The 13,792-nt window shown below is 67.8% G+C and carries 14 protein-coding genes and 3 pseudogenes; 14 read left to right on the top strand and 3 right to left on the bottom strand.

Translation table 11 applies throughout. The features are described from left to right. Window positions 1-16 precede the first annotated feature (16 nt). A pseudogene (locus OG709_RS00880) lies at window positions 17-118 on the top strand (IS5/IS1182 family transposase); the annotation flags it as partial. Window positions 119-305: 187 nt separating this feature from the next. On the opposite strand, the gene OG709_RS00875 reads toward OG709_RS00880, so the two are convergent. Then, window positions 306-1,468, bottom strand: a protein-coding gene (locus tag OG709_RS00875) for an IS3 family transposase (RefSeq protein ID WP_326694943.1) whose coding sequence is annotated in 2 segments (ribosomal slippage) — window positions 306-1,181 and window positions 1,184-1,468 — 1,161 coding nt in all. Because the reading frame shifts where the segments join, the coding sequence is not laid out codon by codon here. 1,062 nt (window positions 1,469-2,530) lie between these two features. Here OG709_RS00875 and OG709_RS00870 point away from each other — a divergent pair. Next, window positions 2,531-3,460 (top strand): transposase, encoded by a 930-nt coding sequence (locus OG709_RS00870; protein WP_329164313.1) that lies wholly within the window; start codon window positions 2,531-2,533, stop codon window positions 3,458-3,460. A 29-nt stretch (window positions 3,461-3,489) separates the two neighbouring features. Further along, window positions 3,490-4,257 (top strand): transposase, encoded by a 768-nt coding sequence (locus tag OG709_RS00865; RefSeq protein WP_329164311.1) that lies wholly within the window; start codon window positions 3,490-3,492, stop codon window positions 4,255-4,257. Between the two features lie 91 nt (window positions 4,258-4,348). Here the strand turns inward: OG709_RS00865 and OG709_RS00860 are convergent. Further along, a pseudogene (locus tag OG709_RS00860) lies at window positions 4,349-5,171 on the bottom strand (IS5 family transposase). Window positions 5,172-5,295: 124 nt separating this feature from the next. Here OG709_RS00860 and OG709_RS00855 point away from each other — a divergent pair. After that, a pseudogene (locus OG709_RS00855) lies at window positions 5,296-5,422 on the top strand (GNAT family N-acetyltransferase); the annotation flags it as partial. A gap of 57 nt (window positions 5,423-5,479) precedes the next feature. Here the strand turns inward: OG709_RS00855 and OG709_RS00850 are convergent. Next, complete coding sequence (locus tag OG709_RS00850; protein WP_329164308.1) at window positions 5,480-7,474, bottom strand: hypothetical protein; 1,995 nt, start codon at window positions 7,472-7,474, stop codon at window positions 5,480-5,482. A gap of 361 nt (window positions 7,475-7,835) precedes the next feature. On the opposite strand from OG709_RS00850, the gene OG709_RS00845 reads away from it, so the two are divergent. The 10 genes from OG709_RS00845 to OG709_RS00800 all read left to right on the top strand — a co-directional run bounded on the left by OG709_RS00845 (window position 7,836) and on the right by OG709_RS00800 (window position 13,651). After that, entirely contained in the window at window positions 7,836-8,645 is an 810-nt protein-coding gene (locus OG709_RS00845; protein ID WP_329164307.1) for a hypothetical protein, read from the top strand. After that, complete coding sequence (locus OG709_RS00840; RefSeq protein WP_329164306.1) at window positions 8,642-8,980, top strand: hypothetical protein; 339 nt, start codon at window positions 8,642-8,644, stop codon at window positions 8,978-8,980. The genes OG709_RS00845 and OG709_RS00840 overlap by 4 nt, the downstream gene beginning before the upstream one ends. Then, complete coding sequence (locus tag OG709_RS00835) at window positions 8,977-9,570, top strand: hypothetical protein (RefSeq protein WP_329164304.1); 594 nt, start codon at window positions 8,977-8,979, stop codon at window positions 9,568-9,570. The genes OG709_RS00840 and OG709_RS00835 overlap by 4 nt, the downstream gene beginning before the upstream one ends. A gap of 35 nt (window positions 9,571-9,605) precedes the next feature. Continuing rightward, window positions 9,606-9,950, top strand: coding sequence for a hypothetical protein (locus tag OG709_RS00830; protein WP_250305092.1), 345 nt, complete (start codon window positions 9,606-9,608; stop codon window positions 9,948-9,950). Window positions 9,951-10,322: 372 nt separating this feature from the next. Beyond that, window positions 10,323-10,616, top strand: coding sequence for a hypothetical protein (locus OG709_RS00825; RefSeq protein WP_250305093.1), 294 nt, complete (start codon window positions 10,323-10,325; stop codon window positions 10,614-10,616). A gap of 76 nt (window positions 10,617-10,692) precedes the next feature. Further along, entirely contained in the window at window positions 10,693-11,034 is a 342-nt protein-coding gene (locus OG709_RS00820; protein WP_266644775.1) for a hypothetical protein, read from the top strand. Between the two features lie 298 nt (window positions 11,035-11,332). Further along, window positions 11,333-11,521 (top strand): hypothetical protein, encoded by a 189-nt coding sequence (locus OG709_RS00815; RefSeq protein ID WP_266644776.1) that lies wholly within the window; start codon window positions 11,333-11,335, stop codon window positions 11,519-11,521. Window positions 11,522-11,604: 83 nt separating this feature from the next. Further along, window positions 11,605-12,015, top strand: a complete 411-nt coding sequence (locus tag OG709_RS00810) for a hypothetical protein (RefSeq protein WP_266644778.1) — start codon at window positions 11,605-11,607, stop codon at window positions 12,013-12,015. Window positions 12,016-12,461: 446 nt separating this feature from the next. Next, complete coding sequence (locus OG709_RS00805) at window positions 12,462-13,001, top strand: hypothetical protein (RefSeq protein ID WP_329164300.1); 540 nt, start codon at window positions 12,462-12,464, stop codon at window positions 12,999-13,001. Further along, a complete protein-coding gene (locus OG709_RS00800; RefSeq protein WP_329164299.1) occupies window positions 12,998-13,651 on the top strand; it encodes a hypothetical protein in 654 nt (217 codons plus the stop codon). Before OG709_RS00805 ends, OG709_RS00800 begins: the two co-directional genes overlap by 4 nt. The last annotated feature ends 141 nt before the right edge of the window (window positions 13,652-13,792 follow it).

The raw sequence follows: 13,792 nt of genomic DNA, 5'->3' as shown, positions 1-13,792 counted from the left end.
GTGACCCGTGGGAATACTGCCGCAGGAGCTGGGCTTCGGTTCGGGCATGACGTGGTGGCGGCGGCTTGTCGCGTGGAACGAGGTCACCGGCTGGTACCGGCTCCACGTAGATCTCCTTGTCCAGGTCGGGGAGAAAGAACGTCGCCTCGACATCGTCGTGCGAAAAGCCCCGGGGGGCTGGGTGGGGACTTTCTGCCTGCCTGTCCGGCGGCAACTCCTGCGCTTCGACTGCCCTGCTGGCGCCCTCTCAACCAAAGCCTGGCCATCTGGGAAGGGTCTGATGCAGGGTTGGGTGACAAGTTCAGTCACGCGGCCTGGAGGGCCGGTGTGGTCATGACGGTTTCGAATTCGACAGGGGTCAGTCGGCCGAGTGCGGCTTGTCGACGGCGCCGGTGGTAGGTCTTCTCGATCCAGGTCACGATGGCGATCCGCAGTTCCTGGCGGGTGGCCCACGTGCGGCGGTCGAGGACGTTCTTCTGCAGCAGGCTGAAGAAGGACTCCATGGCTGCGTTGTCGCCCGCCGCGCCGACCCGTCCTATCGAGCCGACGATCTGGTGGTGGCCGAGTGCGCGGACGAATTTCCGGGACCGGAACTGCGACCCGCGATCGCTGTGCAGGACGCACCCGGCGACGCTGTCACGCCGGGCAACAGCGTTGTCCAGGGCGGCGACGGCCAGGCGGGACTTCATCCGCTCGTCGATCGAGTAGCCCACGATCCTCTTGCTGAAGACGTCCTTGATCGCGCAGAGATACAGCTTCCCTTCCGCTGTGGGATGTTCGGTGATGTCGGTGAGCCAGAGCCTGTTCGGGCCATCCGCGGTGAAGTCGCGGCGGACGAGGTCGTCGTGCACCGGCGGACCGGACTTCTTGACCCTGCCGCGTTTTTTGCCGAACACGCTCCACCAGCGGTTGTCCCGGCAGATCCGCCACGCGGTCCGGTCCGCCATGCCGGCTCCCGTGACTCGTGCTTCGTCAGCCAGGAAGCGGTAACCGAACTCCGGGTCCTCGCGGTGGGCGTCGAACAACGCGTTTGAGCGATACGCCTCCTCGACCGCAGCGTCGGTCACCGGCTTGTCGAGCCAGCGATAGTAGGGCTGTCTGGCGAGCTTCAGGACCCGGCACGCGACCGTGACGGGAACCCCGTCCACGGCCAGCTCCCTTACGAGCGGGTAGATCCTTTTCCCGGCAAATACGCCTGCGACAGGTAGGCCGCAGCCCGGCGCAGGACCTCGTTCTCCTGCTCCAGCAGCTTGATCCGCCGACGTGCTTCGCGCAGTTCCGTGCTCTCCTGGCCGGTCGTACCGGGCTTCGTCCCGGCGTCGCCGTCCGCCCGGCGCATCCACTTCCACAGCGTCATCGCGTGAACGCCGAAGTCGGCGGCCACCTGCTCGACCGTCACACCCGGGGCGCGGTTCCTCGCGACCCGCACGACATCCTCGCGGAACTCTTCCGGATAAGGCTTGGGCACAGCGACATCCTTCCCACCTGCCCTACAGGGCAAGCCAGTTCAGATGTCACCCGATCGTGCATCAGACCCGAAGACGCGGCACCGACCGCGATGCATACCCTGCGTCAGGTCCCCAAGAAGGTGAGTTCCGGACCGGCAGTCAGCTCGCTTTCCGGGCAGGACAGGTGATGCATCTATGCACTACTTTTCGTGGCTACCGCTGGGCTCTGCTGTGTAACTCGGTTGGAAATGACTGCCCTGAGCGGCGACTGCCCTTGCCTGAGCCATCCCGAGAGGGTTCTCGCTGACAGTCGCATCGGAAGCCCTGCGAGCAAGGCAAGAGTCACTTCTCCCCGCTCTGGAGAGACAGGTCAACGGGCACGACTGAATCAGCTTGATCCAGTCGACTGTTCCAGGAGCTTGGCCCACTGGGGGCTGTCTGTTGCCCGGGCACAGGGACCGGATCGCTTTCAGTCCCTCCTCTTCAGTCCCTGCGTAAAACGCAAGGTCAGAGGACATGTGGGGCCTGCTTCAGGGACTGAAGGGACTCAAATCCTGAGTTATAACGCCACTACGTGTGCGGGTGTACGCAGGCACGTGAACCCTGTCCTACTCGTCCTACTGGCTTATGGAGACTGGCTCATAATGAGAGATTTGAGTCCCTTCAGTCCCTTCCGAGCTAGTCGTCCTGCTCTGACCTGCAGATACGCCGAGGGACTGAAGGGAGGGGCTGATGCCCGCGTTCCGTCCCTCGGCCCCTGTCGAGATGGCTGGCAGAGATTGCACCCCGTGTAGAACCGAAGACCCCATGAGCCGCGCCCGGCGCGCTCGCGGGAGGTTCCACGCCGCGATGGTGGTGTTCCAGACCCTGAAGAAATCGGTATGTAACGTCTGATTTCGATGTGTTGGAGGGTGCGAAGGGAGGCCAGGAGGGACTGAAGGGACCAGGAATCAGATACGGCGCGCGGGGGAAGCTGCCAGCCAACGGGAGATACGCGCTCTAGCTTGACTCTGTCGGGGATCTTGGAGTTTCCCAGTGGGCCAGCATGATCAGCAGGCATGCTCGGGTGGTTCCGATGACCGATGCAGCTGTCGAGGTGCCCGTTGTCCCTGCGCCCGCGTTCCGGTGAGCACGTACCGTCTCTGACCGCGCGGATCGCGCGGGCGAGCAACCCGGGTGGTACGACGGCGATATGGGTGCGCGATCGGCTGGACGGGCTGTGGTGCGACGAGGACTTCGCCGACTGGTACCCACGTGACGGACGTCCGGGACTCTCGCCTGCTCAACTGGCCACCGTCTGTGTGCTGCAGTTCCTGCTCGGCCTGTCGGACCGGCAGGCCGCCGAGGCGGTCCGCTGCCGCATCGACTTCAAGTACACGATGGCCACGGAGCTGGACGACCCCGGCTTCCACCACAGTGTGCTGGCCGATTTCCGCGACCGTCTCGCCGAAGATGACCGTGCTGACAGACTCCTCGACCTCGCGCTGGCCCGCCTCAAGGCGGCCGGACTGGTGCGCGAGCGCACCACGCAGCGAACCGACTCCACCCACGTCCTGGCCGCGGTACGCGACCTGACCCGCCTGGAGCTGATCACCGAGGCGGTCCGCGCCGCACTGGAAGAAGTTGCCGACACAGCCCCTCACCTGCTGGACGAGCTGGTCGACGAGGACTGGGGACGCCGCTACGGGCGGCCAGTCCGCCTGGGCAAGAACCCCACCAAGCCCAAGACCAGGATCCTTGCCACCGGAAACGACGCCGTCCGGCTCCTGGAACACCTCTACCAGCACGGAGCAGGCCGCGCGTCCGGCCCTCGCGTCCAGGCCCTGCGCCAGATCATCGTGCAGAACTACCACCATGACGCCGCAGGACACCTGCGCTGGCACACCGCCGAGCCGGAAGGCGGGCCGGGCTGCCGCCCTCGTCCCGGGCGGTCGTCTCTCCCTACGACACCTCGGCCCGCTACGCGCGCCATGGACACATCATCAGCTGGAAGGGGTTCTCCGCTCACCTGACCGAGACCTGTGCTCCCGACAGCCCCAACGTGATCACGGACGTGGCCACCACCGCAGCCACCACCCACGACAGCAAGGTCCTGCCCGGCATCCACACACGCCTGGCCCGTCGCGGCCTGCAGCCCGCCGAGCATCTCGTCGACAGCGGCTACACCTCCCTGCCCCACCTGGAACAAGCCGCCCGAGAACACAAGGTCACCGTCACCGGACCACGGCCAGGCAACCCCACCCGCCAGCACCGCCGAGGCGAGGGCTTCGCCCGGGACGACTTCCACATCGATTACGACCGCGAGCAGGTCACCTGCCCTCAGGGCCAGGTCAGCCAGGGCTGGCACGGCCCCTACCCGACCTCCTCACCCACCGCGGCCCCGCTGATCGTTGCCAGGTTCACCAAGAGCCAGTGCCAGCCCTGCCCGGCCCGCTTCCAGTGCACCATCAGCGCCGACAGTGCCCGCACCGTGGGATTTCCCCCACGAGAACTCCGAGACCTGCAACTCCGCGTCCGTACCGAGCAACAGACGCCCGAGTGGAAGACGCGCTATGCGGTCCGCTCCGGTGTGGAGGGCACGGTCAACGAGTTCGCCCACGGACACGGCATGCGACGCTGCCGCTACCGCGGACAGGGAAAAGCCCCCATCCAACACGTCCTGACGGCCATCGCCGTCAACATCGAGCGCCTCAGCAGATTGCCACCGGCTGAGGAAGCACCTGCACCCCGCCGACCGACTGCCTTCCAGAACTACCTCGACCAGCGCGAGCTACCCCGACCGAAATCCTGGCGAACCCTGCGCACCTGACCTCGACAGCTCCAAGATCCCCGACAGAGTCAAGCTAGATGTATTGATCACGAGCGTTGTTGACACGGGGGTCTTGATCTAAGAAGTCATCTCAATTGGTGAGTCTGCGGTAGCAGATGAGGGTGCAGGCGATACTGGTGAAGGCGAGGAAGTGGTCGGCTTTGCGTTCGTAGCGTCGGTGGAGTCGGCGGCAGCCGGCGAGCCAGGACTGGCGAGCCAGGACATGGTGCGTTCGACAGTCCAGCGGTGGCGGCCAAGTCGCTGCGTAGACTCGATCCCTTTGCGTGCGATGCGTTGTTGGATGCCGCGCTCACGTAACCATCGCCGCAGGTGGCGATAGTCGTAGCCCTTGTCGGCGTGGAGCTTGGCGGGCCTGCGCCGGCGAGGGCCGCGGCGGGACCGGATCGGCGGTATGCCCTTCACGAGTGGGATCAGCGCCTGGCTGTCGTGGACGGTGGCACCGGAAATCCCGACGGACAAGGGCAGACCGGTCCGCTCTGTGATCAGGTGGATCTTCGACCCGTACTTACCCCGGTCGACAGGATCCGGACCTGTCAGATCCCCCTTTTCAGAGCCCGCATATTCACTGAGTCAATCGCACACCGGGACCAGTCCAGGTCACCGCGGGAGCCCAGTTCATCGAGGACCAGGCGGTGCAGCTTGGCCCACACCCGGGCTCTCGTCCACTCGGTGAACCGGCGGTGAGCCGTAGCCCCCGACGGACCGAACGCTGCCGAGGGCACCTGCTGCCACGTGCATCCCGACGTCGCCACGAACACGATCGCGGCCAGCACCTCGCGGTCACTGTGACGGCGCCGACCGCCACCCTGAGGCCGCGACGGCGCCTCTGGCACCACCCGCTGAAACAGCTCCCACAACTCTTCCGGCACCAGCCGTTCAACAATCCCCACCATGGTCAACAGAGTACCGAGCCAATTGAGATGGCTTCTAAACCAGATCTTGAGCCGAAGCAAGATAGTTGTCACACAGGCACGCTTGTTGTCACGGGCAGGGCTGCTCGGCGTGTGCAGTGGGCCCAGGGCCGTGGCGTCCGCAGCAGTGGCCCATGCCCTCGATGCCGGGTTGCTTCCGCAGTGGAGAGCACGGCCCTATCCATCACGGCCCTGTCGCTGCAGCTCTGGGGTTCCACGAACTGGGCGCCTAGCTCAGCGTTCGGCTTGGTAACGTCCTCCTGCTGTCGGCACCGGCCACTGGTTGATCGTCACGGCAGGGCGAGGACGTCGTCGATCGCGGACCGGATCTCCTCGTGCTGAATGAAGGCCCGGTAGTCCCGGTACGTCGACAGCCGCTGGTCGGATCCCCGCACCGTACGCAAGGTTGCGCGTGCCGCCGGAGAGACCGTGCCGATCCTGGCGAGGGCGCGCAGCGCGTCGAGGAAGAAGCCGTAGGCGTCGCCGCCATCGGCGACGGGAAGGAGATACTCCTCCAGGACGGATCCACTCGGCTCCGGATCGCCAGTGATCGACCACAGCGCGACCGCCGCGCGCAGCCGCAGCCAACTGTCACCGTGCTCCATGACACGCCGCACCCGGTCGGCGTAGCGCGCGGCCGCCGGTCCGAAATCGCCGAGGAGGCCGACCGGGCCGTAAAGCGGCCCCTCCTCAGTCAGCACCGCCTCGCCGATGAGCTGCAGCGCCGCGTCGCGGTCGGCGCCCAGGCGCCAGGCTGCCCACGCCGCCTTGTGATGGTTGCCGGGGGAGTCGAGGACTGTGCAGCGGCGCACGGCGGGCTCGGCTGACTTTGCAGCTGGCCCCATCGCCACCAGCGCATCGACTGCGTGCAACGAGTACCGGGTGTCGTCCAGCAGGGCCACCACTTCCGGCAGCGCGGGCGCCGCGGCCGGCCCCCACGCTTTGAGGACTTCCAAGAAGCAGCAAGTCAGCGAGCCGCCCACGTCGTCATCCCGGAGCAGCTTCCGCACCGCGGGCAGCAGGTCCTCCGCGTGCGCCCGTAGCGGGGTCAGGACGTCCTCGACCGCTGGCAGGTGTGGGTCGCCCGAGACGTACCCGCGGGAGTACTGGCCCCGGTACGGCGCGTACAGTCGCTCGACCAGCCCCGGCAGGGCGCGCTCGTCGCCGATGCGGGTCAGCGCCCAGCGGGCGTGGTCGCCGATGGTGCCCTCAAGAAACTTGGCCTCGCCCGGGTCGTCGATGAGGGCGGCCAACTCGTCGGCGTACGGAGCCGCACGCGAACCGAGCACGGCCAGCAGGTGGGCCGCCCGGTACCTTACGCCGTCGTCCGGCTCGGCGAGCAACGCGCCCGCGAGCGGCAACAGCGATGATGCCGCGGACGGCCGGACCATCAACAGCTGCCATCCCTCGTCCAGCGCGGCGCGGCACAGCAGGGTGTCCCCGTTCCGGCGCGCCGCGCCGATGAGCCGGACGACGAAGGCGAGTGCCGTCCGTGGCGCACCCTCGAACAAGTGGGCCGTCCAGGAGATGACATCCTCACGGGTGAAGGCACTGTCGATATCAGGCACGTACCAGACCGCCGCGAACTGCGGACGCACGGCCGGGTCGGACAGGACTGCCACCAGCAGGTCCAGTTCACGGACCGACGCCTGGGGATCGAACGCGGCCTGGGCGTGCACGGCCGCGACCCGCATGAGGGGGCCGTCCGTCCGCAACGCCTCGGCCACCACCGCCCGCACCCGGTGCACCGGCCCGGCTTCGTCGGAGTCGGCTGCGGCGGTCCCCAGCGCGAGCAGCACAGGCAGCCGCACCGTCGGGTCCGTCTCGGCGTGCCACCGCTCCAGCAGCACGCCGATCCCCTCTCCGAGGGGAAGGGCTTCCCTCCGTACCTCGGGCAGGGGATCCGCGAGCAGCGCCCGGATCCGGGGATGCTGGGCCCGCCATGCCTCATGCCACCCCGCGTCCACCAGGCCCGGGTCGGCTTCGGCCGCCGCCTTGGATAAACTCGCCAACAGCTGGACCAGCGTGGCCCGGGCGCCCATGTCCGGATCGTCGGCGAGTGCAACGACGAACGGCAGCGCGGCGGTTGCGACGGAGGCCACGCGTCCGGTGCTCAGCGCGAAGCAGTCGAACAGGGGATAGCAGTCTTCCTCGGTCGCTGCACCGCCCTTGAGCGCCAGGCGACGCAGCGCTCGCCGCATCTCCTTGGCCGGGTGTTGCCCGAGCGCCGACTCCAGCCGCTCCCACGGCACATCGTCCAGCGTCTCAAGCACTATGCCTGCCACTCATACCCCCCCGTGACCTCGCGAATCGGCTCCCCGACGGACATCCTGTCATCGGAGGGCGGCCTTTGCAGGATCGCTGGACCGGCTGCCCGTCTGCCCTCTCGGCGCCGTCCGCAAAGCCAACGCGACGCTCTACGAGATTGAGTGGTGACAACTGACCTGCTTTGAGCGGACTGGTGACAAGTAGCTTGCTTCTCCAATGACAACTACGGTGCCTCGTCCACGGGAGTCCGCAGGCTGGCGTGGCCCGGGGGTGACAACAACCGTGCGTCGGCACAGATCTGCGGGCCGCCGTACAGCGCTCTGGCAGTGGCCCGCTCCGAATCCGTCCCACGAATACGAGGCCGAAGATGACCAGGATGTGGCCGCTCGGCGACGGCACCCGTCGACCGCCCGCCCCGCGCGTTGCCTCGCCCCGAGAGCCGGTCGACCCCGCCCGCATCGGCCGTCGCGTCGTACGGCGCCGGGCGAACGGCATGGACGCCGGTGCCATCGCGGCGGCCCTCGATGCCGCCCGGTTCGGTTCGACGCCCGACAGGCTTCCCGGCACGAGGACCTGGCCGACGACGCCCGCGGCCCGACGGAGCTCGCGGAGTGGGAACGCATCGACCAGCTGCTCGCCGCCGCGCCCGCGGGCACCGTCTACGACCCGGACTCCGACGACGTCGTCCAGGCCGAGCTCGCCGCCGACGCCGCGGCCGCCGCCCGGGAAGCCGAGCTGCGCGAAGCGATGCGGATCACGGCCCGCGCCGACGGGCTCCAGGCGCTGCGCGAGCTCGGCACCCTGGAGCGGACCGAGCCCCGCGACGGCGACGAAGCCGTCCGTGACGAACTCACCCGGCGAGCCGGCGGGTACGTCCAGGCCGACGTCGACGCCTGGCTCGCGCACGTACTGGCCGCGCACCTCGGGCACTACCGCGACCCGGCCGCCCGCGAGGAAGCAACCGGCCTTCTGACGCCGCCGGTCCTCGCGCACGCCGCGCTGCTCGCCGAACTCGCCCGCCTGGCCCCCGGCGCCGACGTCGACGAGCTGGCGTTCACGGCCCGGATCGCCAGCACCGAGCCCGAAGCCGCTGGCGCGCTCGCCGCGTTCCTCACCCGCGTCGAAGGAACCCAGGCCGTCGACCCGCCGGCGCCTGCATCTTCCCGCCGCGAGATCATGCCAACGTGACCCCTTGGATCCGCGCCTACGACGACGAGAGCGACACCTGGTCGTACATCGAACTCGACGACAACGGATGGGCGCTACGGCAGGTCGACCTGCAAGGACCTCAGCGCCGGCCCGTGGCTGCGGCTTCCCTGACGGAGGTCATCGAGGTCCGGGACCACGCCGACCTCGCGGCGATGACCACCTACGAGCGGAAGTATGGAGTCCTCGCGGAGGGCAGTCTGCACGGGTGGCAAGACTTTGACGGCCCTACCGAGATCACCGAGCATGAATTTGAGTCGACCTGGGCCGCTGCGCGAGAGACCCTCGACGCGAATCGCACCGAGGAGACGAGTTGATCACGGAGTACCAGCAGAAGCTGCGCGAGCGCTACCTCGCCGCCCCCGTCATGCCGGCCCCGGAGCCATGGCAGCCGGTACTTGACCGCAGAACCCCCATCGGCGGCCTGCTCGGCATCGGCTTCGCAGTCCACCCCGACAGCGGGCACGACCTCGTCATGGTCGTCTCCAGCGACGGCCACGGGCTCTTCACCGCGGTCACCGGCGAGAAGATCGCCCGCGACCGGGACCCCAACCCCGACACCAGCACCCCCGACGCCCACCCAGACCTCACCTGCCCCGGTCTCGGGCCGATCGAAGGCACCCAGGTCCGCATCGCCGGTATCTTCGGTGGCGGCCTCCACAGCACCACCCCCGACGGCTGGACCCTGGACGTCGTCAGCCCAGAATGGCCCCACGACCGCGTCATCCTCTCCGCAGACGGCGGGACCCACAAAGGCCCAGCAGGAGAGGCATGGTGGCACGTCTTCCACTCGGAGTACTCAGAACTTCGCACCGCCGGATTCTCACCCTCCGGCCTCACCCTGGCCGTCGCCACCAGCAGCGACCTCACTCTCTGGACCCGCCAGCGGCTCCACTACAACGACTGAGTGGAGCTCCGGCACCAAGGGCAGGAAGGGGGCAGATGAACCGGGCAGCCCTGGCCGAGATGCTCAACGAACAGACCGCAGCCTGCGAACCGGCGAAGGCAGCACTTCTCGGCGGAGGCGACTTCGTCATCTGGGACGGCAATGTCCCCGGTCAGCAACTTGCCAGCATCTACGCCGCTCGCCACCGGCGCGCAAGGAAACGGGGCACCGAGACACTCGCCTTGTCAGCCACCGTCGACATTCGCACCCAGTACGGCACCACGCCGTTGCGAATCGGCTGCATCTTCGCGCGCGACAGATCCTGGGCCTTCATGCTCTTCCTCGCCAAGGATGCCAGCGTCGTCTTGGCCTGCACGGGAGTCCGCCAAGTTGGCCCATGACAGTTGTCCTGCTCAGCCGACACCGGCTACATGCCTAACGTCCCTCACGCTGCCAGATCAACCCGACCTGCAGAGAACACGCCGCAACCCGAGATAGTGCCGGTCGTCGTCGCGTACATCGAGGTCTGACCCGCGAAGGAGCCGCAGTGCCGTCCATCGTCCAGGAGCTCTCCGGCCACCGCGACCTCGGAGGGCTCCGCGTCCTGCTGGACTGCCCCTTCAAGGCCACCGTGCTCTGCCAAGGCCCCGCACAGGTCTCCGGGCCGGGCGCGGGCTGGCTCGCGTATCTGTGCCCCGTCCACACCGTGGACCTGGACGGCTGGCCCGGCATCGCGGACCACCCGGACGACGACACGAACCCGTGCGGGCACCGTGTTCGACTACCGCTCCGGGGAAGAACGGCTTCAGTCGCACGCCGACCTCTGGCTCACACGGCTGACCGGAGTCGACCCGGCTGAGTACGGCGGTGTGTGGTCTGAGGTCCTGGACCAGGCCCACCGCGCGCTGCGAGCCCAGATCGAAGAGGCCGCGGCCTCCGGCGAGGACAGCCCGCTGCGGAACCTGCTGCCGTCGATCGCGTCGGCCCGGCGGTCTGCGGCCAAGGGCGACTTCGAGGTGGCGGCAACAGGGCTCGGGCACTGCGAGACCTTCGCTCAGTACCTGTAGCTGCTGCTCGATAAAGCCAGTCGTCGATGGCGGCGCCTGCCCCTGGAACCTCGACTGCCACAACTGCGACAAGTTGGTGCTGTCCGGCGCTGACCTGCTCTACTGGCGGCGCAAGCGCGAGCAGTGGCGGCTGCTGGCCGAGGGCGCCCCGGACGACGCCACCGCCGACTACCTCCACCGCTACTTCGAGCCCACAGCCCGCGCCATCGACGGCCTGGAAAAGGCCCTGGCCGGCCTCGGCCTCCTCGACGACGCCCTCGCTCTGGACCTGCGCAAACCCCAGGACTACTTCCACCGCGTGTGGTCCACCGTCTTCCGCGCCGCCGACCTCGTCGACGCGGGCAGCGAGGGCGAGGAGGGCGAGTACAGCGATACCTGCACAGGCGAGGACGTCGACCCTGAACAGGACGTCGCATGACGAGCGCCGCCGTCCCCGAGCCCCGCACGGCCGCTGCCCTGGCAGCCCGCCGCCGCAAGACCGAGACCCCCCTCCCCGCACCTTCCTCTACGACAATCCTGAGGCTAGAGCCGCAGTCGCCTCCGCTACGGCCGACGCCGGAGACCGCCGGTCCCGGACGCTCACCGACCAGGACGACGAGCGCGAGGCGACCTGGCGTGAGCGCGCACTCAACGCTGAGGACGCCCTCAAGGCTGCTCACGCCGAGATCCTCGCCCAGCGCACCCGCATCGGCGAACTACTCGGCCAGCTCCGCGACTTGCAGGCCGAATGGACCGAGGAAGCCATCCAGCGGATCACCACCGAGAACACCACACTCAAGCAGCGAGTCCGCCAGCTCACCACCGACAACCGCACCCTCGACGAACGGCTCAAGGCCGCCCGCTCCAACCTCCGCTTCCAAGACCGGCGCGTCGCCGACCTCGAAGCCCAGATCGCGGGCACCTGACAACCCGGGGACCGCTCAGTCCGGTCCCGTGACCAGGGGAAACCCGTGGTCACCGGACCGTTCCGTATGCCAGGCTCCAGCATATGGAGCCCCACAACAAACAGGCCGCAGGCGAGGTTCTGCATCAACGCGGCTGGCGCCAGGCATTCACCGTCCAAGAGATGGTCGACAAGTGGGCCTGGCTCGTGGGCAAAGTCGATGACGGTTACAGCGACCTGGTCGACGAGTACACCAACGACCTCTACAGCCGGAACTGGCTGCACGAGGCATGGCCGATCCTCACTGAGCGCGAGATCGTCCTATGGACCCCGCAGATCAAAGCCCTCGACGACCGCTTTCGGGCTGCCACCGTCTTCGACGACGGCATCGCGTTGTCGCAGTTCCACCGGATCAGCGGCTTCGACCCCATCGACATGTGGTGGTGGCGGCGCCACCCTCGCCTGCTCGTCGGCGATCTCGGCCGCTCGCTCCGCTCGGCAGGCGCCACCGACTGATCCTCGGCAGCACAACGCATGAGAGTCCGCCGAGCCATGGTCGCCACCCGGATCACTCGGACGAGCGACAGCATCGACCCCAACTCGGCGTCACGGACATGTAGTCTATGAATCGCCGCCGGTCAGAGCCGAATCACGAGCTCCCGCGGTCGGTAAACTCAACGAGGCGTTTGCCACCGGTGATTTCCTCAAGCTGATGCGGCTTTTCGGGGTCACCGCGCAGACCGCCATGCGCTATGTCAGCGCCGCCTGCCCGGAGCGCACCGCGAAACTGCCCAGGTAGCGGGCCCCGTTCCCAGCCACATGCCAGCTGAAAGCCCGTGGCGGTGTAGCAGTGGGTCCGGCATCATCCCCATGTGATTGTGATGCAACCCGTTCTGGAGATCTCCGCAGCCGACGACTTCGCGCTCTGGCCTGTTCGCGAGCACGAGTCATATGGCTACCTCGTGCTGAACGGGGAGCTCACTCCGGCGGAGGTCGGCACGGCGGTTATGCAGATCGCCGACTGCAACGACTTCGAGCCGGAGGAGGAGCACGGGCCGTGCCCGACCGACCCGCTCGGCACCTTCCTGCACGGCTTGCTCACCATGCCTGACTTGTTCGCTGCCGGCGGCTTCCGGGTGACCGACAACGCCACCGACATCGTCTTCGTCGAGCCGGGCTGCTGCAACGGCCTGGAGACCTGGCGCGACTGGCTGGAGGTGCTCAACGGCACCGGCTGCTTCTACTTCGGCCACGATCCGTCCTCGATGGCCGAACGTCTTGGCGACATCGTCCGGATGACGCTCGACGCCCACGAGACGGACAGCAGCCCGGTGATCGAGCTGTCGGTAGACCAGATACGCACGCTCGTCACCGGCGTCCAGCAGGATGTGCAGGACTTCCTCAGCCTTGCCGAAACCTGGGCTGAGCAACACCTGCCGGCACACGCTGCCGCCGTCACTGCCGCCCTGGCACGGGCACTGGACCTGGTGCCTACACCATGACCAGCTTCCTGACCCACCGAGCGCGCGTGTACGACGCCCGGCTCCCCCTCCACCGGCGGCACAGCGCGTTGCGCACTTGCCTCACCGTTTTTGCTCCTTACGGCTTGCGGGCGACATACCACCACCTCACGCTCAGCGCCGCGATCCCCCGTCGGTTGGAGGCGGACCCGGATGCGCTGGCGCGGGCGGTGGAGGAACTGCACGAGGCGCGGGTGCTATGGCTCGTGCGGGCAGACGGGTACGCCGCGCAGCGCCGGGCGGAGAAGCAGGCTGGGCGGCGGGCTGTACCGAACCCTCGGCCGTGGTGGCTGCAGAGCTGGCGGGAAAGCCCCGACCATGCCTGGTTCGAAGACCCGTTTCGCCACCCGTCGCTGCGACTGTCCGAGTACGTCCGGCGGCAGAACGCGATTTTGGACGGTGCCGAGCTGCCCGGCTGCCCGGCTTGCGGGGATGAGGGACCACGAGTGCTGAACTCGACCGGGCACGGTTGGGTCGAGCTGTGCGGTAGGTGCGCGCGGGCGCTGGCGCCATGTCCGTGCGGGCAGCGGCACCGGTTCGTGCCGGAGACCCCGTTCAACTGGAACGAAATCTGGCAACGGGCGCACATGAGCGACGACGGCACGCCGAACCCACATTGGCCTGCCGGTTAGCCAGTTGGATCGGCAGCACTGCGAACGCTCGGAAAATCAGATCCCGGCAGCTTCGCCGGCACCCGCGTGCGGGACCGCCGCAGCTATTAACTGATCGCGTCAGAATGAACTTTGTCTGGCGGGTTGTCAGTTGGGTGGTGC

The organism is Streptomyces sp. NBC_01267, from assembly GCF_036241575.1.
Taxonomy (GTDB): Bacteria; Actinomycetota; Actinomycetes; order Streptomycetales; family Streptomycetaceae; genus Streptomyces.
Note: the sequence above shows the minus strand (reverse complement) of the source record. Positions and strands in the feature narration are given on the sequence as shown.

What these genes read in the sequence shown, in the direction of transcription:
- OG709_RS00870 (WP_329164313.1), top strand. Translation starts at nt 2,531, where the DNA reads ATGCAGCTGTCGAGGTGCCCGTTGTCCCTGCGCCCGCGTTCCGGTGAG.
- OG709_RS00830 (WP_250305092.1), top strand. Translation starts at nt 9,606, where the DNA reads ATGAACCGGGCAGCCCTGGCCGAGATGCTCAACGAACAGACCGCAGCC.
- OG709_RS00810 (WP_266644778.1), top strand. Translation starts at nt 11,605, where the DNA reads ATGGAGCCCCACAACAAACAGGCCGCAGGCGAGGTTCTGCATCAACGC.
- OG709_RS00800 (WP_329164299.1), top strand. Translation starts at nt 12,998, where the DNA reads ATGACCAGCTTCCTGACCCACCGAGCGCGCGTGTACGACGCCCGGCTC.